This window comes from Pantoea sp. Cr_R13 (genome assembly GCF_029222565.1).
GTDB lineage: Bacteria > Pseudomonadota > Gammaproteobacteria > Enterobacterales > Enterobacteriaceae > Pantoea > Pantoea eucalypti.
Window position 1 is genome coordinate 132,650 of the sequence record NZ_JARHXL010000016.1, and the last position, 21,187, is coordinate 153,836.

The following is a 21,187-nucleotide window of genomic DNA, read 5'->3' on the forward strand; positions in this document are numbered from 1 at the left end:
ATCGCCCGATTCAGCCAGCTTATTGCGGTTGACAAGCGCGGGCGATAGCCGCGATGTCGTTGGGTGAGGTGCGACAGCAGCCGCCAATCAGCTTCGCGCCCGCCTGCTGCCACTCAGCCAGCTTGTCGTGCAGCGTGCAGCCCGACGGCGCGGAATGCCAGGTTTTGCTGCCGGCATCATACTGTTCGCCGGAGTTGGGATAGACCACCAGCGGCTTGTCGGTCAGCCTCTGCAACTGCTGCAGCGCTGGCGTTACACTCTCCAGCGCTACGCAGTTGATCCCCAGCGCTATCACCTGCGGCTGCTGATTCAGCCAGCTCACCACCTCTGACAGCGGCGTGCCGTCGCTGATATGCCCGGCATCACGCAGCGTAAACGTGAACCACGCGCGGCCTTCCGGGAATTCAGCCAGCAGCTTCACCAGTGCCTGCGCTTCTGCAAACGAAGGCAGGGTTTCACAGGCCAGCAGATCGGCACCCGCCGCCAGCAACGCCTGCACGCGCGGACGGTGAAACGCCATCATTTCCGCTTCCGGCAGTGCATAGTCACCGCGATATTCCGAACCATCCGCCAGGAAAGCACCATATGGCCCCACCGACCCCGCCACCAGCAGCGTTTTCGCATCGGGCCGGACCGCCAGATAATCCTGACGTGCGCGGCGCGCCAGCTCGACGCTCTGGGCGATCAACGCCAGTGACTGCGCTTCATCAAGACCACGTGTGGCAAAGCCCTGCGGCGTCGCCTGATAGCTGGCGGTAATGGCACAACGCGCACCGGCGACAAAATAGTCGTAGTGCACCTGATAGATGAGCTCAGGATTTTCCATCAGCACCTTTGCTGACCAGAGCGCATCGGCCAGATGGCAGCCGCGGGCTTCCAGTTCGGTGGCCAGCGCGCCATCCAGAATCAGCAATGGTGACTCTGTTAAAGCCTGCGCGACAGGGTTATGCGACATCTTTGGCCTCCTCAGGCTTCGGGGATGATTTATGGGTCAGATGGTATGCGGCGTAGCAGAACAGGACAAACGGGATGCCACACCATAGCGCGATACGCTGAGTTGGATCGAATGCCAGACCAACACAGGCCAGCAGACAGAGCAGAAAGCCCAGAATCGGCGTCAGCGGATAGAGCGGCGCGCGGTAAGCCAGATCGGCCAGCGATTTGCCCTGCTGAAGGTGACGGCGACGGAAAACAAAATGCGAGGCGCAGATGCTGAGCCAGACCGCGACCACCGCAAAGCCAGAGATAGCCGACAGCGCCACAAACACCGTGTCTGGCGCAACCACGCTGGAAACCAGGGCCAGCAAACCGCCCACCATGCTGACAGTGATTGCCAGCATGGGTACGCCGCGCTTGTTCACCCGGGAAAAGGCACGCGGCAGCGTATTTTCGTTGGCCAGCGACCAGAGCATACGGCCCGATGCGTAAAGGCCGGAGTTGGCTGCTGACAGGATTGCAGTCAGGATCACAAAGTTAATGATGTCAGCCGCATACGGGATGCCGATCTTTTCGAACACCAGCACAAACGGACTTTTTACGATGCCAGCCTGATCCATCGGAATCAGCGCCGCCAGCACAAAGACTGTGCCGATGAAGAAGATGATCAGCCTGGCCACGGTGGTGCGGATCGCCAGCGGCAGCACTTTCTCCGGCTGCTGGGTTTCACCGGCCGCAATCCCGATCAGCTCGGTCCCTGAGAAGGCGAAGTTCACCGCCACCATCGTCATCAGAATCGGCAGTACGCCGTTGGGCAGCCAGCCGTGCGCGGTAAGATTGCTCAGACCGGGCGCGGGCGTGCCATCTTTCATCGGGATAAAGCCAAACATCGCTGCGCCGCCCAGCACGATAAAGGCGACGATCGTGACCACCTTAATCAGCGAGAACCAGAACTCCCCTTCGGCGAAGAAGCGGGTTGAGATGACGTTCAGCAGATAGATGGCGCAGCAGAAGACCAGGCACCATATCCATACCGGAATCTGCGGGAACCAGTACTGCATACAGAAGCCCGCCGCCGTCAGGCTGGAGCCCAGGGCCACCGTCCAGGTCAGCCAGTAGAGCCATGCCACGGTATAGCCGGTTGCCGGACTGAGATAGCGCGCAGCGTAAACGTGGAACGCGCCGGTTTCCGGCATCGCCACAGAGAGTTCACCCAGACAGACCATCACCAGCCAGACCACCAGCGCGCCAATCAGATAGGCAAGCAGCGTACCCGCCGCTCCGGTAGTAGAAATGATATAGCCGGTGTTAAAAAACAGGCCAGTGCCGATCACGCCGCCCAGCGATAACATCACCAGATGGCGCACTTTCATGGTGCGTTTAAATTGTTCCTGCGAGGGAGTTGGCTGTTCGCTCATCTTTTTTATCCGTATGGACGTCTAAACATCTATAGTGGACAATTTTATACGCGTCACAGCGGGTAATTGCAACGGCAGGAAACAGGGAGGATGGAAAGGCAGTTCAGAGCCCCGTCGCGGCGGGGCCTGATGCATTAGCCGAAAACGCTTTGAATATAGCGTTCCAGCGCCATGCGGGAACTGAATCCGTGCGGGATGCCGTAATGTTCCTGTGAATCACCCGCCAGGTAGAGAGGGAATTGGGTGTAGTGATCGCAGGTCTTCATTTCTGAAGCGGGTTCAGCGAACGGCTGGCTCTTCTCTTTCAGTGTCGGGTGAATCACTAAAGCCATGCGCCCCATGCGCGCTTCGCGATTCACATAAACGTAGTTCTCTCCACGGCGATAGCCATAGGCCCGTGGGGTAATTTCATCGACTTCGAAACCCGCTTTTTCCAGTACGCGCGCTACCTCATCCGGTCGTAAATACATGCTCGATCCTCTCCTCTTTCAAAAGCTTCGCAACCTTACAACAGCATGACAGAGTGGGCATTCGGAATTTTCCCTAAAGAACACTCCCGCGTCTCGTTAATCTCAAGGTCGTCTACACTAGTATTACGTTTTTAAATCAAAGGGAGCTAAAAAATGTTTAATCGCACTGTAAAAAACGATGACATTGATATCAATCAGGACGTTAACGAACTGGCCGATTCACTGGAAGCGCTGTTGAAATCTTACGGCAGTGACGCCAAAGACGAAGTGGACTCAGCCCGCAGTCAGGCAGAGAAGCTGCTGAAACAGACCCGCTCTAAACTGAATGGCGGCAGCAACCGTGTTTCACAGGTTGCGCGTGATGCTACCGCTCAGGTTGATACCTATGTCCATGACAAGCCATGGCACGGTGTAGGTATCGGTGCCGCATTCGGTATCGTTGTAGGTGTGCTGCTGGCGTCACGCCGCTAAGCTAAGCGCTGAGAAATCCCCTGAGCCCTGCCGTGTGCGGGGCTTTTTTTTGCCTTTTTTCTGCCAGCAACATTTACAAAAGATTTTTCCAGGCTGCAGGGCGCATCCCTGCTGGCTTTTCCTCTTTTGCGCAAATACAAATCATAAAACCCTATATCTGGTGGGCTTGACCACAAAAACCACTACATCTAGTATTCAGCTCATCAGCACGACACCCGATGTTCGTCACAATGATGCCCGCAACCTGTCGCGTCTGCTTAGTTTTCGGGCATCGGAACCGCATATAGAAGGAAATACGAATCATGCGCATTATTATTTACACTAAAGATAACTGTGTCCAGTGCACGGCGACCAAAAATGCGATGGACCGTCAGGGTCTCGCCTATCAGTTAATCAATCTCGACAGCGAGCCGGAAGCGATCGACAACCTGAAATCACTGGGTTACCGCCAGGTGCCGGTGGTGATGGCAGATAACGATCACTGGAGCGGCTTCCGCCCGGACAAGATCGCCACTCTGCGATCTCTTTCTGCCGTCGGGGGCTAAGCGCATGTTCCCGCTGGTCTATTTTTCCAGCCAGTCGGAAAACACCCACCGGTTTGTCACGCGCCTCGGCCTGCCCGCCTGGCGCATCCCGCTTGATGCCCGTGATCAGTTGCATATCGACCAGCCCTATATTCTGGTGGTACCCAGCTATGGCGGTGGCAGCAGTCGCGGTGCAGTGCCCGGTCAGGTGATTCAGTTTCTTAATGATGAGGCGAACCGCCGTGGTATTCGTGGCGTGATCGCAGCAGGCAACCGTAACTTCGGTGCCGGTTACTGCCTGGCGGGCAGCATCATTGCAAAAAAATGTCAGGTTCCTTGTCTTTATCGCTTCGAGCTAATGGGAACCCCTGACGATATTGCGAAAGTTAAAGCGGGAGTAACCCAATTTTGGCAACAACAGATACCCTCAACGGCGTGACGCTCGATTATCACGCCCTCAATGCCATGCTGAACCTCTACGATGCTGACGGCCGCATCCAGTTCGACAAGGATCGCGAAGCGACACGTCAGTTTTATCTGCAGCATGTGCAACCTAATACCGTCCCCTTCTCCAGCAACGCCGAGCGTTTACGCTATCTGGTGGCGGAGAGCTATTACGAAGCGGATGTGCTGAATCAGTACGATTTTGATTTTCTGCTTGAGCTGCATGAGGTGGCGGAGAAGTGGGGATTTGAGTTCAAAACTTTTCTGGGCGCCTGGAAGTACTACACCAGCTATACCCTGAAGACCTTTGACGGAAAACGCTATCTGGAAACCTTCGAACAGCGCGCCTGCATGGTGGCACTGACTCTGGCTCAGGGCGATGAAACGCTGGCGCGAGCGCTGCTGGAGGAGATCCTCAGCGGCCGCTTCCAGCCCGCGACGCCGACCTTTCTGAACTGCGGCAAACAGCAGCGCGGTGAGCTGGTCTCCTGCTTCCTGCTACGCATCGAAGACAATATGGAGTCGATTGGTCGCGCAGTGAACTCGGCATTGCAGCTGTCAAAGCGCGGCGGCGGCGTCGCCTTTCTACTGTCGAACCTGCGTGAGTCTGGTGCGCCGATTAAACGTATTGAAAATCAATCGTCGGGCGTTATCCCCGTAATGAAAATGCTGGAAGATGCCTTCTCCTATGCGAATCAGCTTGGTGCGCGTCAGGGCGCCGGCGCAGTCTGGCTCAATGCACATCATCCCGATATTTTCCGCTTTCTGGATACCAAACGCGAAAATGCCGACGAGAAGATCCGCATTAAAACGCTGTCGCTGGGCGTGGTTATTCCTGATATCACTTTTCAGCTGGCGAAAGAGAACAAACCCATGGCGCTGTTCTCGCCCTATGATGTTGAGCGGATTTACGGTCAGGCCTTTGGCGATATCAGTATCAGCGAGAAGTATGAGGAGATGCTGGCGGACGATCGCATCCGTAAAACCTTTATTCAGCCACGCGACTTCTTCCAGACGCTGGCCGAAATTCAGTTTGAGTCGGGCTATCCCTATATCATGTATGAGGACAGCGTGAACCGCAGCAACCCGATTGCCGGTCGCATCAATATGAGTAACCTCTGCTCTGAGATTCTGCAGGTGAACAGCGCCAGCGAGTACCATGATGACCTGAGCTATCGCCGTATCGGCAAAGATATCTCCTGTAATCTTGGCTCCCTGAATATTGCACACGCCATGGATTCGCGCGATCTGGGGCGCACCGTGGATGTGGCGGTTCGCGCCCTGACCTCGGTGTCGATGATGAGCGAGATTGGCTCGGTGCCGTCGGTCGCCGAAGGTAACCGTCGTTCACACGCCATTGGGCTGGGTCAGATGAACCTGCACGGCTTTCTGGCGCGGGAAGGCATCGCCTACGGCTCACCGGAAGCGCTGGATTTCACCAATCTCTACTTCTATTGCATCACCTACTATGCGTTGCGCACCTCTAATCAACTGGCGCAGGAGCATCAGAAGACGTTCGACGGCTTTGCGGATTCGCAATACGCCAGCGGTGTTTACTTCGATAAATATCTGCAGCGGGAATGGCTGCCGCGCACTGAACGGGTGACTAGGCTGTTTGCCGATGCCGGACTGACACTGCCGACCCAGGCGGACTGGCAGGCGCTGCGTGACGCAGTGATGCAGCATGGGCTGTTTAATCAGAACCTCCAGGCGATCCCGCCGACCGGTTCGATCTCCTACATCAATCATGCCACCTCCAGCATCCATCCGATTGTCTCCCCTATAGAGATCCGCAAAGAGGGTAAAACCGGTCGCGTCTACTATCCCGCGCCGTTTATGACCAATGAGAATCTCCACCTCTATCAGGATGCGTATCAGATTGGGCCGGAAGCGATTATTGATACCTACGCAGAAGCGACTCAGCACGTCGATCAGGGCCTGTCACTGACGCTGTTTTTCCGCGATGACGTCACGACCCGCGACATCAACAAAGCGCAGATTTACGCGTGGAAAAAAGGGATCAAAACGCTTTATTACATTCGACTGCGTCAGATGGCGCTTCAGGGCACGGAGGTTCAGGGCTGCGTCTCATGCTCCCTGTAATGAAAACGATGAAACTTAAACAAATTCAGGCTATTAACTGGAATCGCATTCAGGATGAGAAAGATCTTGAGGTGTGGAATCGTCTCACCAGCAACTTCTGGCTGCCAGAGAAGGTGCCGCTCTCTAACGATCTGCCCGCCTGGCAGACGCTGGATAAACAGCAGCAGCAACTGACCATCCGGGTCTTTACCGGCCTGACGCTGCTGGACACCATCCAGAACGTGATCGGCGCGCCGGGACTGATGGACGATGCGATTACGCCACACGAAGAGGCGGTGCTGTCGAACATCAGCTTTATGGAAGCCGTCCATGCGCGCTCTTACAGTTCTATCTTCTCAACCCTGTGTAATACGCAGGATGTGGATGCCGCCTATCAGTGGAGCGAAGAGAATGTACCGCTGCAGAACAAGGCGCGCATCATCCTGGAACACTACCAGGCGGATGATCCGCTGAAGAAGAAGATCGCCAGCGTTTTTCTGGAGTCGTTCCTGTTCTATTCCGGCTTCTGGCTGCCGATGTACTGGTCGAGCCGGGGCAAGCTGACCAATACTGCAGACCTGATTCGCCTGATTATTCGCGATGAAGCGGTGCACGGTTACTACATCGGCTACAAATACCAGCAGGCGCTGGCCACGGCTGACGATCTGCGTCGCGAAGAGCTGCAGCAGTTCGCCTATAATCTGCTGCTGGCGCTGTATGAGAATGAAGTGGCTTACACCGAGGCGCTCTATGCCGATGTCGGCTGGGTGGAAGAGGTGAAAACTTTCCTGCACTACAACGCCAACAAAGCGCTGATGAATCTGGGCTACGAGGCGCTGTTCCCGGCTGAGCTGACGGCGGTAAATCCGGCCATTCTGTCGGCGCTGTCACCCAATGCTGACGAGAACCACGACTTCTTCTCCGGTTCAGGCTCCTCCTATGTGATGGGGAAAGCGGTCGAAACCGAAGATGAAGACTGGAATTTCTGAGGATCGGGCAGGTCATCCTGATTGTCAGGATGACCTGCGATTGCGGATAAAGATACTCCCATCGCTTTAAACTTCTGAGTTGTCTGTGAGACGTTAAGCCCTGAGCCGTAAGTTGCCACAACCCTCTCAGGGCACGCCTCTTCTACCGTTGTTCAAATCTCTCGTTAAGACTGGTATGGCCTGTTAATAAACATGCGTGTGAAATAGTTTTTTGAGTTATTATTAACCTCAAATGATTATTAGCGACCGATGCTGTTTATGAATGCGACTCGCCAGGGTCTGACGCCTGCTTTAGTGGTTCTGATGTCGGTAGCAACCGGCCTCTGTGTAGCCAGTAACTACTACGTTCAGCCACTGCTTAATACCATCGCCCAACAGTTTGATCTCTCTGTGAGCCTTGCCGGGTTTATTGTCACCACGGCGCAACTTGGCTATGCCTGCGGCTTGCTGTTGCTGGTGCCGTTAGGCGATCGCTTTGAACGACGCAGCCTGATTGTGACGATGATCCTGCTGGCTGCGGCGGGCATGGTCATCATCGCCCTTTCGCACTCATTTCTCTTTTTACTGCTGGGCACAGTCATGACTGGCCTGTTTTCAGTCGCTGCGCAAATCCTGGTGCCGCTGGCTGCCACACTGGCCGAGCCGGAGCGGCACGGTAAAATCGTTGGTACCGTCATGAGCGGTTTGCTGCTGGGGATTCTGCTGGCGCGCACCGTGGCAGGCGGCCTCGCACAACTTGGCGGCTGGCGAACGGTCTACTGGACAGCCAGTTTGCTGATGGTCGTGATGGCGCTGGCGCTGTGGCGAGCGCTGCCACGTGTTAAGCAGTCCGTGCCAATGAGCTATCCACAACTGCTGGCCTCTATCTTTCGCCTGTATGCAGGTAATCGCGTGATCCGCACCCGCGCGTGGACCGGCTGCCTCGCGTTTGCCAATTTCAGCCTGCTGTGGACCTCAATGGCGTTTCTGCTTTCTGGCGCGCCCTATCACTTCTCAGAAGGTGAGATCGGCCTGCTGGGGCTGGTCGGTGCCGCAGGGGCGCTGGCCGCTCGTCAGGCGGGCTCACTGGCTGACAGGGGTAAAGCGAAGCTGACGACCCGACTCGGCCTGCTGCTCATGTTGCTCTCCTGGGCCGCTATTGCATGGGGCGCAGCGCAGCTGGTGCCGCTTATTATCGGCATTCTGCTGCTGGATCTGGCGGTGCAGGCTGTCCATATCACCAATCAAAGCGTGATCTATGCGCAGATGCCGGAGGCGCGTAACCGTCTGAATGCAGGTTACATGACCAGCTACTTTATAGGTGGTGCGGCGGGTTCGCTGCTCTCCGCCACCGCTTATCATCTGTGGGGCTGGCATGGCGTCTGTGTCGCTGGCGCACTGCTTACGCTGACTAATCTGCTGATCTGGGCAAAGGGATCGCGCTTTGAGCCGGAAATAATCAACTGAATCCTGGCCCGACAGTGCAAGGGTCTGGTCACAAATGGTTAGGTTTGTTATGGTTAGTAACAAAGCTATTCACTTCGGTTATTTTTCCTCGCGATATTATTAAATTTGCCCTCTTTTGAAAACGCCCCGGCTCAGCGCTGCCGCCGGGTGTACGGGTTTTTGACCCAAGGCCAGGGAGTGGCCTGGAATACCTTTGATGGTACAGAGTGCGGGTCTGAGAGCGATCACCTGCCAAAAAGTGACTACGCTTACCCTGTCACCATAGTTATTATACAAGTTGCAATTAGTGAGGTTTTTTTTAATGGAAAGTTCGTTTACTCCCATTGAGCAGATGCTAAACATCCGTGCCAATCGCCATAAGGATTTTCCGTTACAGGAAATTATTCTGACGCGTCTCTGTATGCATATGCAGGGTAAACTGCTGGACAACCGCAATAAGATGCTGAAAGCACAGGGGATTAATGAAACCCTGTTCATGGCGTTGATTACGCTGGATGCGCAGGAAAACCACAGCATTCAGCCTTCTGAACTCAGTTCAGCCCTTGGCTCTTCACGCACCAATGCGACACGCATTGCCGATGAGCTGGAGAAGCGCGGCTGGATTGAGCGTCGCGAAAGCGATCACGACCGTCGTTGCCTGCACCTGCATCTGACCGATAAAGGCATGGAGTTCCTGCGTCAGTTGCTGCCCCCTCAGCATCAGAGCCTGCAGTATCTCTGGTCGTCGCTGTCAGTCGATGAGAAATCCCAGCTGGAAGGTATTACCCGTAAGCTGCTTAATCGTCTTGATAAAATGGATGAAGATCAGCTGATCGCCTCGCTGTCCCGCTAATAGCAATAAGTGCGACACAATCACCCGTCGAAATCGTTATTTTAACTTCCTTTTTTATCTGGCCAGCGCCTAGTCGCTGGCTTTTTCGACTCGGGCGCTGGCAGAAATGGATTTCTGCTGCCCGTCTAAATGGAAAACGTGGAGAAAGTCATGAGTGCAACGGCAGAAGCACAAAGTCCGCAACCGTCAGCCAGTAAAAAGAAGAAGCGCAAAAGTGTGCTCATTGTGCTGGCGCTGATCTTTGTGCTGATTGGTATTGCCTGGGGGGTTTACTGGTTCCTGGTCCTGCGCCATTTTCAGGAGACCGATGACGCCTATGTTGCTGGTAATCAGGTGCAGGTGATGGCACAGGTTTCCGGTAGCGTGAACAAAGTCTGGTTTGAAGATACCGATTTCGTCAAAAAGGGCGATGTGCTGGTTTCACTCGATAAGACGGATGCTGAACAGGCGTTTGAAAAAGCACAGACGGCACTGGCCACCAGCGTGCGTCAGACGCATCAGCTGATGATCAATGGCAAACAGTACCAGGCCAGCATTACGTTGCAGCAAACCGCGCTGGCGCAGGCACAGGCCGACCTGAAACGTCGTGAGCCATTGGGTGCAGCTAACCTGATTGGCCGTGAAGAGTTGCAGCACGCCCGGGACGCTGTCGCGACGGCTAAAGCGCAGCTGGATGTCGCGATTCAGCAATATAATGCTAATCAGGCGATGATCCTTAATACCTCGCTGGAGAATCAGCCAGCTGTGCAACAGAGCGCAGCTGAGTTGCGTGATGCCTGGCTGGCACTGCAGCGCACCGAGATCCGCAGCCCGATGGATGGTTTTGTTTCACGTCGCAGCGTGCAGGTCGGTTCGCAAATCTCCACCAGCACCCCGCTGCTGGCTGTTGTGCCTGCAACGAATTTGTGGGTCGATGCCAACTTCAAAGAGACCCAGCTGGCTGGCGTACGCATTGGTCAGCCTGCCACCGTGGTTGCCGACATCTACGGTGACGACGTCGTTTATCATGGCAAAGTCGCAGGACTGGATATGGGCACCGGCAGCGCCTTCTCTCTGCTGCCTGCACAGAATGCTACCGGTAACTGGATCAAAGTGGTTCAGCGCCTGCCGGTTCGTATCGAACTGAATCAGGAAGACATCGCCAGACATCCACTGCGCATCGGCCTCTCCACGCTGGTCAAAATCGATACCACCAGCAACGAAGGCAGTGTGCTGGCTACCAGCGTCCGCCAGCAGGCCGCTTACAGCAGCAATGCCCTGGCGATTGACCTTGCGCCGGTCAATCAGCTGATCACCGATATTGTCCGCGCCAACGCCGGATGATGACGCGGAGGCTGTAATGGCACAAAAACCGCTTGAAGGGATGCCGCTGGTCCTGATGACCGTTGCGCTGTCGCTGGCGACGTTCATGCAGGTGCTGGACTCGACCATCGCCAACGTGGCTATCCCCACGATTGCCGGGAACCTGGGCGCGTCGAACTCTCAGGGTACATGGGTAATCACCTCGTTTGGTGTCGCGAATGCGATCTCGATCCCGCTGACCGGCTGGCTGGCAAAGCGCATTGGTGAAGTGAAGTTGTTCACCTGGTCGACCATTCTGTTTGCCATCGCCTCATGGGCATGTGGTATGTCAGATAGCCTGGAGATGCTGATCTTTTTCCGTGTCATTCAGGGGATTGTTGCGGGTCCATTGATCCCGCTGTCGCAAAGTCTGCTGCTCAACAACTATCCGCCCGCTAAGCGCAGTCTGGCACTGTCGCTGTGGGCGATGACGGTGATCGTCGCGCCGATCTGTGGCCCGATACTGGGCGGCTGGATCAGCGATAATTATCACTGGGGCTGGATCTTCTTTATCAACGTGCCGATTGGTGTGGCCGTGGTCATACTGACGCTGCAAACGCTGCGTGGCCGGGAAACCAAAACCGAAATCCGGCGGATCGACATGGTCGGGCTGGTGCTGCTGGTCGTGGGGATCGGCTGTTTACAGGTCATGCTGGATCGCGGAAAGGAGCTCGACTGGTTTAACTCGCCCGAGATTATCGTGTTAGGGGTCGTGGCATTGATTGCGCTCTCAGTCCTGCTGGTCTGGGAGCTGACGGACGATCACCCGATCATCGACCTGTCCCTGTTTAAGTCGCGCAATTTTACCATCGGCTGTCTGTCGATCAGTCTGGCGTACATGCTCTACTTCGGCTCGATAGTCCTGTTACCGCAGCTGCTGCAGGAGGTTTACGGTTATACCGCAACCTGGGCAGGCCTGGCGTCGGCACCGGTAGGCATCATACCGGTAATCCTGTCGCCGATTATTGGTCGCTTTGCGCATAAGCTCGACATGCGACGGCTGGTCACATTCAGCTTCATTATGTATGCCATCTGCTTCTACTGGCGCGCGTATACATTTGAACCGGGGATGGACTTTGGTGCCTCAGCCTGGCCACAGTTTATCCAGGGCTTTGCCGTAGCCTGCTTCTTTATGCCGCTGACGACCATTACGCTGTCCGGACTGCCGCCGGAGCGCATGGCCGCAGCATCCAGCCTGTCGAACTTTATGCGTACGTTTGCTGGCTCGGTAGGCACGTCGATTACAACCACGATGTGGACGAATCGCGAGTCGATGCATCATAGCTATATGACCGAGTCGATTACCCCGTACAACATTAATTCACAGCAGATGTATAGCCAGCTGGAGAGCCTGGGAATGACGCAGCAGCAGGCATCGGCTTATATTGCTCAGCAGATTACCAATCAGGGACTGATCATTTCAGCGAATGAAATTTTCTGGGCATCGGCGGGGGTATTCCTGATCCTGCTGGTGCTGATCTGGTTTGCCCGTCCGCCGTTTGGTGCAGGCGGTGGCGGCGGTGGCGCACACTGACGTGACAAAGCAAAACGGGCCTTTCGGCCCGTTTTTTTATGCGTTCTGACGCCACCATTCGGCGAGCAGTACGCCGGTTGCGACCGAAACGTTGAGACTTTCCACGTTGCCGGTGCCGCCAATCGACAGGCTCATGTCACCCTGTTTGAACGCGGTGTCAGAAAGACCTTCACGCTCCTGACCTAATACCAGCACCATTTTCTCCGGCAGCTGAGCCTGCGCCAGCGGCGTGCCCTGATGGCTGGAGGTGGTCACGATGGTGTAACCCGCTTTACGGAACGCTTCCAGACCTTCGCTGAAGGTTGCGCCGCTGATGGCCTGAACATGCTCGGCACCGCCTTCTGCGGTACGCACTGCTGCGCCTGACTCCAGCAGTGAGGCATCGTTCACCAGCAAACCTTTTACGCCAAAGTGCGCACAGCTGCGCATAATCGCGCCCAGGTTATGCGGGTTACTGACATCTTCCAGTGCCAGTACGCAATCTTTGGTTGTTGCCTGGCTCAGCCATTCCGAAACCGCCATACCCATACGCTTTTTGATCAGGAAGCAGACGCCACCGTGATGCTCAGTGCCTGACGCCTTGGTGATCTCTGCATCTTCTACCACGTGATAGGCTTTGCGGTTCGCCGCCAGCCAGCGCAGCGATTCACGGAAACGCGGAGTCACTTCCTGAATGAACCAGGCGCGAACAATCGCTTCCGGACGACTCTGGAACAGTGCCTGACAGGCGTTCTCACCATAAACGCGGGTTTCTTCGTTACGCTGACGACGGATCTGCTCAGGATCAACAAAGCTCTTGCCGCTGATGCCACCATGATCGGGCTTATCACTCTCAGGCGATGCAGCACGGTCAGCTGATGGCGCGCGTGATACGGTGCGCCATGGGGAGTCGCTGCTGCCATAGGCGCCACGGCTATCATCGCCACGATCGTTGCGGCGACCTGCACCCTCGTCTGAACGGCGAGGCGCACTACGTCCGCCTTCGTCACGGCGCGGTGAACTGCTACGACCGGTGTCGTCGCTGCGACGACCCGCGGAGCGACCACCTTCCTGACTGCGTTCTGTACGGGGGCCAGATGAACGACGATTATCATCCTGGCGGGCAGCAGCGTGACCACCTTTGCCTGTACGAGGATTCGGCGCACGCGCACTTTTATCGTCCTCGCCACGCACGTACATCACCTTAACCTTGCCGCTCTTGCCTTTATATTCGTCGTTCATATCTTCCTCCTGCATTGAGAGCGCGCAGATTACCTGATGTGCTGGCGCTTAGCTATCAACTATTGAACCTATAGAGCAATCCAGATTGAGCAGGAATCCGCCCTCTTTCATAATGGACAACAATTACCAGACTGACACTTTTAAACCTCAGAGGTTCCTATGAATACGGTATGCGCTTCCTGCCAGGCAACCAATCGCGTTCCTGAAGAACGCCTTGCCGATGCGGCGAAATGCGGCCGCTGCGGAAATGCGTTGTTTGATGGCGAGGTGGTCAATGCCACCAGTGCTAACTTTGACAAATATCTGCAGGACGATCTGCCGGTGGTGATCGATTTCTGGGCGCCCTGGTGCGGTCCCTGCGTCAATTTTGCGCCCGTGTTTAAAGATGTCGCCAGCGAGCGCAGCGGGAAAGTCCGCTTTATTAAAGTGAACACCGAAGCGGAACCGGCCCTGAGCGCCCGTTTCAACATTCGCAGTATTCCTACCATCATGCTGTTTAAGAACGGCGAGCGGGTGGACATGCTGAATGGTGCCATGCCCAAGGCACCGTTTAACGAATGGCTGGATGAATCACTGTAATATTTAGAGGCCAGCCAGTCTGGCCTTTTCCTTTTCACCTGCGCTTCGATTACACTGACGTTTTTTCCTGCCCTGAAACCTCATGTCTGATAATGCTGTTTTGCGCTTGCGCACCCAACGCCTGGCGCGTGCCACCCGTCCTTTCCTTGCGCGTGGAAATCGTGTCATTCGCTGCCAGGGTTGTCTGCTGCCCGAAGCCAACTGTCTTTGCAGTCAGATCGTGCCTGCGTCTGCCCGTAGCCGCTTCTGCCTGGTAATGTTTGATACCGAGCCGATGAAACCGAGCAACACCGGGCGTCTGATTGCCGATATTCTGCCGGATACCCAGGCGTTTGGCTGGTCACGCACCGAGCCGGATCCGCTGCTGCTGGCGGCCGTGCGCAATCCTGATTATCAGCCGCTTGTCGTCTTTCCGGCCGCCTATGCGGATCCCGGTCGCGAGGTGCTGACAACGCCACCCACCAGCGGCAAGCCGCCGCTGTTTATTATGCTGGATGGCACCTGGACCGAAGCACGCAAGATGTTCCGCAAAAGCCCCTGGCTCGACGCCCTGCCGGTGATGTCGCTGGATGTGAGCACCCCTTCGCGCTATACACTGCGGGAGGCACACGGCGAAGGTCAGCACTGTACCGCTGAAGTGGCCGCGGCGCTGCTGGCCCAGGCGGGCGATCGGCTGGCGGCAGAAGTACTATCTCATCATTTTGATCAGTTCCGTGCGGCCTACCTGGCAGGGAAACCGCATCACGCCGGACAGGCTTAACCGCATCCCTCTTCTTCCGGCAGGCGAGCGCCTGGGCTGACCGATCCTAAGATCCGGATCTTCAGCCTGCGATCTGTCCGGAAGCACTGCCAGCAAAAAGCGTTTACAATCACGCAAATCCCGATCTCTGGAGGGCGAGATGAGCCAACGCGGACTGGAAGCGCTGTTACGACCTAAATCAATTGCGGTGATTGGTGCCTCGATCACGCCCGGGCGTGCCGGATACTTTATGATGCGTAACCTGCTGGCGGGCGGTTTTAGCGGGCCGGTTTTGCCCGTGACGCCAAAATATAAAGCAGTGAGCGGCGTGCTCGCCTGGCCCACCATCGACAGCTTACCTTTCGCGCCCGACCTGGCGGTGATCTGTACCCACTCGAAACGTAACCTTGAGTTGCTGCAACAGCTTGGCGAAAAAGGCTGCAAGGCCTGCATTATCCTCTCCGCGCCTGCCAGCCAGTCGGCCGAGCTCAAAGCCTGCGCAAGTAAATGGCAGATACGTCTGCTGGGACCGAACAGTCTGGGCCTGCTGGCGCCCTGGCAGGGATTAAATGCCAGCTTCTCGCCGGTGCCAATTGAGAAAGGCCGCATCGCGTTTATCTCCCAGTCCGCCGCCGTCTCTAATACCATTCTCGACTGGGCGCAGCAGCGTAATCTCGGTTTCTCCTGGTTTATTGCGCTGGGTGACAGTCTGGATACCGATGTCGATGACCTGCTCGACTTCCTGGCTCGTGACGGCAAGACCAGCGCCATCCTGCTCTATCTTGAGCACCTCAGCGACGCGCGTCGTTTTGTTTCCGCTTCCCGCAGTGCCTCGCGTAATAAACCGATATTGATCATCAAGAGTGGTCGCAGCCGCGAAGCACAGGCGCTGCTTGGCACCCACAGCGGCCTTGACGCCGCCTGGGATGCGGCCATTCAGCGCGCCGGATTGCTGCGGGTCCAGGATACTCATGAGCTGTTCTCCGCCGTTGAGTCGCTAAGCCATATGCGCCCGCTGCGAGGCGACAGACTGATGATCATCAGCAATGGAGCCGCACCTGCCGCACTGGCGCTGGATGAACTCTATGCCCGTAACGGAAAACTGGCGCAGCTCAGCGATGAGACACGTCAGCAACTGGAGGCGCTGCTACCCGCGGGTGCAGGTCGCGGTAATCCGCTGGATTTAAAAGATGACGCCACAGCGGAACGTTATGCCGCCTGTGTGGAGATTCTGCTCAACAGCCATGAACTTGATGCATTAATGATTATTCATGCACCAAGCGCGGTCGCACCCGCAACTGAAACGGCCGCACATCTGATCAACACCATTGCCCGTCACCCGCGCGGTAAGCTGGTGACGCTGCTGACCAACTGGAGCGGCGAGTTCTCTTCACAGGCTGCACGTCGTGCCTTTACGCAGGCGGGCATCCCAACCTGGCGCACGCCGGAAGGCACCGTCACCGCCTTTATGCATCAGGTTGAGTATCGCCGTAACCAGAAGCAGCTGCGTGAAACCCCTGCCCTGCCCACAACACTGAAGCAGGATAGCGCTCAGGCTCACCAGTTGCTGTCACAGGCGCTGTCGCTCGGCGTTACCGCGCTGGATACCCACGAAGTGCAGCCCGTATTGCAGGCATACGGGCTGGCGACGCTGCCGACCTGGATCGCCAGCGACAGCACATCGGCTGTGGCGATTGCCGATCAGATTGGCTATCCAGTGGCGCTGAAACTGCGTTCACCCGATATCGCCCATAAGTCGGAGGTTCAGGGTGTAATGCTCTATCTGCGCAATGCCAGCGAAGTAGAGCATGCCGCTGAGGCCATTTTTGATCGGGTCAGACAGACGCTGCCGCAGGCGCGTATTGAAGGACTGCTGGTTCAGAGCATGGCCAGCCGTGCGGGCGCGCAGGAGTTGCGGGTCGTGGTAGAACAGGATGCCCTGTTTGGCCCAATCATTATGCTGGGCGAAGGCGGCGTTGAATGGCAGGCCGATAAACAGGCTGCGGTTGCCTTGCCTCCGCTGAATATGACTCTGGCACGCTATCTGGTGATTCAGGCAATCAAGAGCGGAAAAATCCGCAGCCGTAGCGCCCTGAATCCGCTGGATATCCCCGGTTTAAGCCAGTTGCTGGTGCAGGTCTCTAACCTGGTGGTGGATTGCCCGGAGATCCAGCGACTGGATATTCATCCGCTACTGGCAGCGGGTAATGATTTTACTCTGCTGGATGTCACGCTGACGCTGGCTCCGTTTGATGGCGATAACGAAGCGCGGCTGGCAATTCGTCCTTATCCTCAGCATCTTGAGGAGCAGGTGGAATTAAAGAATGGGCAATTCTGCCTGTTCCGGCCGATCCTGCCAGAAGATGAACCTCTGCTGCGCGACTTCATCAGCCAGGTGACCAAAGAAGACCTTTACTACCGCTACTTCAGTGAAATCAATGAATTCACCCATGATGATCTCGCCAATATGACTCAGATCGATTATGACCGTGAGATGGCGATCGTAGCGGTGCGTCAGCATCAGGGACGACCTGAGATCATCGGCGTAACCCGCGCTATCTCTGATGCGGATAACATTGATGCGGAATTTTCGGTGCTGGTCCGTTCTGACCTGAAAGGGTTAGGCATGGGCCGTCGTCTGCTGGAAAAGATGATCCGCTACACCCGACATCACGGCTTGCAACAATTGAACGGTATCACCATGCCCCATAATCGCGGCATGATTACGCTGGCCCGCAAACTTAACTTTCATGTTGATATTCAACTGGATGACGGTATTGTCAGCCTGAAATTGTCCTTACAGAATGAGATCAACCCACCTTGTAGAGAAAGGTAAAAAACGTTCGAATTGACGGAGTTGATGTTATTATTTGTGGTTATAACCCTGATTTGATGGCAAAAGGCCATGCAATGAACAGAGAAGAAGTGCACTGTGATGTTGTCTAAATTCAAACGTAACAAACACCAACAACACCTCGCACAGCTGCCTAAACTGTCACAATCCGTTGCGGATGTGTCGACACTTTATTCGCCTGCTGAGTTTCGCCAGACGTTGCTGGAGAAAATAGCGACCGCACAGACACGCATCTGTATCGTTGCGCTTTATCTGGAAAATGATGACGCCGGACGTGCCGTTATGGATGCGCTCTATAGCGCGAAGCAGGCGCGGCCAACGCTGGATATTTCGATTCTGGTCGACTGGCACCGCGCGCAACGTGGCCGAATTGGCGCAGCACGAGGCGTAACCAATGCTGACTGGTATTGCGAAATGGCCACACGCTATCCGGATATTGCCATCCCGGTTTATGGCATTCCGGTTAATACGCGTGAAGCGCTGGGCGTGCTTCATCTAAAAGGCTTCATTATTGATGATATGCTGCTCTATAGCGGTGCCAGCATCAATGATGTCTACCTGCATCAGCATGATAAGTATCGGTATGATCGCTATCAGGTTATCCGGAATCCCCAACTGACCGATACTATGTATGAGTGGATCACGCTGAATCTTAAGCCAGCAGAAGCCGTCAACCGGCTCGATTTTGCTGAACGCCCCTCAAGTCCTGAAATCAAAAATGAGACACGCCAGTTCCGTCAGGATCTCCGGGGTTTCAACTACCAGTTTGAAGGCAATGCCGGCAATGATGAACTGACGGTCACGCCGCTGGTCGGTCTGGGCAAGCATAGCCTGCTCAATAAAACCATTTTCCATCTGATGCCCTGTGCGGAACAGAAGCTGATCATCTGTACCCCTTACTTCAACATGCCCGCCCTGCTGGTGCGTAATATCATTCATCTGCTGCGCCAGGGGAAAAAAGTCGAGATCATCGTCGGTGATAAAACCGCCAATGATTTCTACATTGCGCCTGATGAGCCATTCAAAATTATCGGCGCGCTGCCTTACCTGTATGAAATCAATCTGCGTCGTTTCATGAGCCGTCTGCACTACTATGTTACGACCGATCAGCTGGTCGTGAGACTCTGGAAGGATGGTGAAAACAGTTATCACCTTAAAGGGATGTGGGTTGATGACGAATGGCAGCTGATTACCGGTAATAACCTCAACCCGCGTGCATGGCGGCTTGATCTGGAAAATGCGGTCCTGATTCACGATCCTCATCAGGAGTTAGCGGCTCAGCGTGAGAAAGAGCTTACGTTAATCCGTGAGAACACGACGATAGTGACGCATTTCCGTGAGCTTGAAAGTATTGCCGATTACCCGGCTAAAGTGCGGAAACTGATTCGTCGTCTGCGCCGGATACGTATCGATCGCCTGATCAGCCGTATTCTTTAATCGCTGCGGCCATAGAGGCATTCATTACGCGAAGTATCCTGTTGCTGTGCTGTTGTGCAGTGGATGTGTCGATATGGCGAAAGATCAGCGAACCGGACGGGATAAAGCGGAACATGTTTTCGCTTCTGCCGCGCTGGCCGCTGCAGGCAATGAATATGTGCAGCGCCAGCCTCTTTCTGGCCGCCAAAACCAGACTATCGGCATCCTGTTTTCATTAAGTATTGGGGCGGGAAAAGAGTGATATGACAGCCGCCCGAATGGCAGCGGCTGGCGCTGGAAAGCGTTCGTGTGGGATGCCGCGGATGCAACCCGCAGCATTGCCCTGTGAAATCTGAGTCAGTAGCCTTGTTACAGCGTAATCCCTTTGCCGCGTCTGTGCAGCAACAGCGACACCAGAAATGCTACCGCACCCATCGCTGAAACATACCAGAAGAAGGTGGTCTCAATCCCCTGCTGCTTCATCAGCAACGCCACATACTCCGCCGACCCACCGAACAGCGCATTCGCGACTGCGTATGATAGCCCGACACCCAGAGCACGCACCTGCGGCGGAAACATTTCGGCTTTAAGAATGCCGCTGATGGCGGTGTAGAAGCTGGTAATCAACAAGGCCAGCATGATTAACAGGAAAGCTACGCCAGGGCTCTGCACGTTTTGCAGCAGGGTCAGAATGGGTACTGTACAGATTGCCGCCCCCGCACCAAAGATCATCATCGAAGTGCGACGACCGATTTTATCTGACAGCGCACCGATTATCGGCTGAATCAGCATGAAGACCAGCAGTGCCCCGGTCATCAGCCCGCTGGCCGTCTTTGGATCCATGCCTGATGTGTTAACCAGATACTTCTGCATGTAGGTGGTGAAGGTGTAAAAACTCAGGGAGCCACCCGCGGTGAAACCCAGCACCATCAGGAAGGGACGGGTATGATTGCGCAGTAACCCGATGACGCTACCCGCATCACGATGTTCGCGGCTGGCTTTATCTGAGGTTTCTTCCAGAGAGCGTCGTAACCACAATGCGACAACGGCGAGCAGTGCGCCGAGGAAGAACGGAATGCGCCAGCCCCAGCTGCGCAGCTCTGCATCAGTGAGCACAAATTGCAGGACCACCACGGTCAGCACCGCCGCTAACTGACCGCCAATCAGCGTGACGTACTGGAAAGAGGCATAGAATCCCTTGCGTCCTTCCAGGGCGACTTCACTCATGTAGGTTGCGCTGGTCCCATACTCCCCACCCACCGATAATCCCTGAAACATACGCGCCAGCAGCAGAATGACGGGAGCAGCTACGCCAATCGTTGCATAACCGGGCAGGCAGGCGATCACCAGCGAACCAAAACACATCATACAGACCGAAACCAGCATCGAATTTTTTCGGCCATGCTTGTCGCCAATATAGCCGAATAACCAGCCGCCAATTGGACGCATTAAAAATCCTGCTGCAAAAACGCCCGCTGTCTGCAATAACTGCGTTGTGGTGTCACCCTTTGGGAAGAAGATATGCGCAAAGTAGAGCGAGAAGAATGAATAGACATAGAAGTCGAACCATTCAACCAGGTTGCCCGATGACGCGCCGACGATTGCCCAGATACGCTTCTTTGTATCATCCGGCTGAGTTTTATTATTAGTGGGTGTCATGCCTTACCTCTGTTCCTTGCTGATCAACAGCGTTTAAAGGAGTGAGTAAAGCATTTAAGTCTACCGAAGGTAAAGGCGGGGTAATCCGAGATTATATTTGTGAGCCATGTCGCTAATTATCGAAAAATCAGCGAGTTGCTGGCAATTATGAGGGGCAACCGGCCGGTGATAGCGCTGCAGGAAGCGAGAAAATCATTAACAATTTTGCTAAATACAGCGTGTTTTTCACGAT

18 protein-coding genes and 2 pseudogenes are annotated in these 21,187 nt (G+C 55.3%); 15 read left to right on the top strand and 5 right to left on the bottom strand.

Translation table 11 applies throughout. From position 1 onward, the window contains the following. Positions 1-19: 19 nt before the first annotated feature. The 3 genes from mmuM to P2R09_RS16750 all read right to left on the bottom strand — a co-directional run bounded on the left by mmuM (position 20) and on the right by P2R09_RS16750 (position 2,824). On the bottom strand, positions 20-955 hold the full coding sequence (mmuM, locus tag P2R09_RS16740) for a homocysteine S-methyltransferase (protein ID WP_275771386.1): 936 nt from the start codon (positions 953-955) through the stop codon (positions 20-22). Continuing rightward, on the bottom strand, positions 945-2,354 hold the full coding sequence (gene mmuP, locus P2R09_RS16745) for an S-methylmethionine permease (protein ID WP_008926759.1): 1,410 nt from the start codon (positions 2,352-2,354) through the stop codon (positions 945-947). The genes mmuM and mmuP overlap by 11 nt, the downstream gene beginning before the upstream one ends. A gap of 134 nt (positions 2,355-2,488) precedes the next feature. Beyond that, on the bottom strand, positions 2,489-2,824 hold the full coding sequence (locus tag P2R09_RS16750) for a DUF2002 family protein (RefSeq protein ID WP_003850360.1): 336 nt from the start codon (positions 2,822-2,824) through the stop codon (positions 2,489-2,491). 153 nt (positions 2,825-2,977) lie between these two features. Between P2R09_RS16750 and P2R09_RS16755 the strand changes: the two genes are divergently transcribed. The 9 genes from P2R09_RS16755 to emrB all read left to right on the top strand — a co-directional run bounded on the left by P2R09_RS16755 (position 2,978) and on the right by emrB (position 12,487). Beyond that, positions 2,978-3,295 carry a DUF883 family protein gene (locus tag P2R09_RS16755; protein ID WP_275771390.1) on the top strand — a complete coding sequence of 106 codons (318 nt, stop codon included), beginning with the start codon at positions 2,978-2,980 and terminating at the stop codon, positions 3,293-3,295. A gap of 302 nt (positions 3,296-3,597) precedes the next feature. Continuing rightward, positions 3,598-3,840 (top strand): glutaredoxin-like protein NrdH, encoded by a 243-nt coding sequence (gene nrdH / locus P2R09_RS16760; protein WP_140033120.1) that lies wholly within the window; start codon positions 3,598-3,600, stop codon positions 3,838-3,840. A 4-nt stretch (positions 3,841-3,844) separates the two neighbouring features. Beyond that, entirely contained in the window at positions 3,845-4,258 is a 414-nt protein-coding gene (nrdI, locus tag P2R09_RS16765; RefSeq protein ID WP_003850364.1) for a class Ib ribonucleoside-diphosphate reductase assembly flavoprotein NrdI, read from the top strand. After that, positions 4,228-6,366: a class 1b ribonucleoside-diphosphate reductase subunit alpha gene (gene nrdE, locus P2R09_RS16770; RefSeq protein ID WP_275771393.1), complete on the top strand. Its 2,139-nt coding sequence runs from the start codon at positions 4,228-4,230 to the stop codon at positions 6,364-6,366. The genes nrdI and nrdE overlap by 31 nt, the downstream gene beginning before the upstream one ends. A gap of 8 nt (positions 6,367-6,374) precedes the next feature. Further along, positions 6,375-7,334, top strand: a complete 960-nt coding sequence (gene nrdF, locus P2R09_RS16775; RefSeq protein WP_275771394.1) for a class 1b ribonucleoside-diphosphate reductase subunit beta — start codon at positions 6,375-6,377, stop codon at positions 7,332-7,334. Between the two features lie 258 nt (positions 7,335-7,592). Then, positions 7,593-8,780, top strand: coding sequence for an MFS transporter (locus P2R09_RS16780; protein WP_275771395.1), 1,188 nt, complete (start codon positions 7,593-7,595; stop codon positions 8,778-8,780). Between the two features lie 301 nt (positions 8,781-9,081). Beyond that, positions 9,082-9,612 (top strand): transcriptional repressor MprA, encoded by a 531-nt coding sequence (gene mprA, locus P2R09_RS16785; protein ID WP_003850381.1) that lies wholly within the window; start codon positions 9,082-9,084, stop codon positions 9,610-9,612. A gap of 150 nt (positions 9,613-9,762) precedes the next feature. Beyond that, entirely contained in the window at positions 9,763-10,935 is a 1,173-nt protein-coding gene (gene emrA, locus P2R09_RS16790; RefSeq protein ID WP_003850382.1) for a multidrug efflux MFS transporter periplasmic adaptor subunit EmrA, read from the top strand. A 16-nt stretch (positions 10,936-10,951) separates the two neighbouring features. Then, positions 10,952-12,487 carry a multidrug efflux MFS transporter permease subunit EmrB gene (gene emrB / locus P2R09_RS16795; protein WP_275771398.1) on the top strand — a complete coding sequence of 512 codons (1,536 nt, stop codon included), beginning with the start codon at positions 10,952-10,954 and terminating at the stop codon, positions 12,485-12,487. Positions 12,488-12,523: 36 nt separating this feature from the next. Here the strand turns inward: emrB and P2R09_RS16800 are convergent, their stop codons facing one another. Further along, positions 12,524-13,708 (bottom strand): tRNA/rRNA methyltransferase, encoded by a 1,185-nt coding sequence (locus P2R09_RS16800; protein ID WP_275771400.1) that lies wholly within the window; start codon positions 13,706-13,708, stop codon positions 12,524-12,526. Between the two features lie 159 nt (positions 13,709-13,867). On the opposite strand from P2R09_RS16800, the gene trxC reads away from it, so the two are divergent. The 6 genes and pseudogenes from trxC to P2R09_RS16830 all read left to right on the top strand — a co-directional run bounded on the left by trxC (position 13,868) and on the right by P2R09_RS16830 (position 19,645). After that, a complete protein-coding gene (trxC, locus tag P2R09_RS16805) occupies positions 13,868-14,287 on the top strand; it encodes a thioredoxin TrxC (protein ID WP_008926766.1) in 420 nt (139 codons plus the stop codon). Positions 14,288-14,369: 82 nt separating this feature from the next. Further along, entirely contained in the window at positions 14,370-15,047 is a 678-nt protein-coding gene (locus P2R09_RS16810; protein WP_275771402.1) for a tRNA-uridine aminocarboxypropyltransferase, read from the top strand. 139 nt (positions 15,048-15,186) lie between these two features. Continuing rightward, positions 15,187-17,862 carry a bifunctional acetate--CoA ligase family protein/GNAT family N-acetyltransferase gene (locus tag P2R09_RS16815; protein ID WP_275771404.1) on the top strand — a complete coding sequence of 892 codons (2,676 nt, stop codon included), beginning with the start codon at positions 15,187-15,189 and terminating at the stop codon, positions 17,860-17,862. Between the two features lie 74 nt (positions 17,863-17,936). Next, a pseudogene (locus P2R09_RS16820) lies at positions 17,937-17,972 on the top strand (hypothetical protein). After that, positions 17,962-19,317, top strand: a complete 1,356-nt coding sequence (gene pssA, locus P2R09_RS16825) for a CDP-diacylglycerol--serine O-phosphatidyltransferase (RefSeq protein WP_275771416.1) — start codon at positions 17,962-17,964, stop codon at positions 19,315-19,317. The pseudogene P2R09_RS16820 and the gene pssA overlap by 11 nt, the downstream one beginning before the upstream one ends. Before the next feature lie 73 nt (positions 19,318-19,390). Next, positions 19,391-19,645: pseudogene (locus P2R09_RS16830) on the top strand (hypothetical protein). A gap of 20 nt (positions 19,646-19,665) precedes the next feature. Here P2R09_RS16830 and P2R09_RS16835 read toward each other — a convergent pair. Continuing rightward, complete coding sequence (locus P2R09_RS16835; RefSeq protein WP_003850398.1) at positions 19,666-20,955, bottom strand: MFS family transporter; 1,290 nt, start codon at positions 20,953-20,955, stop codon at positions 19,666-19,668. Positions 20,956-21,187: the final 232 nt, after the last annotated feature.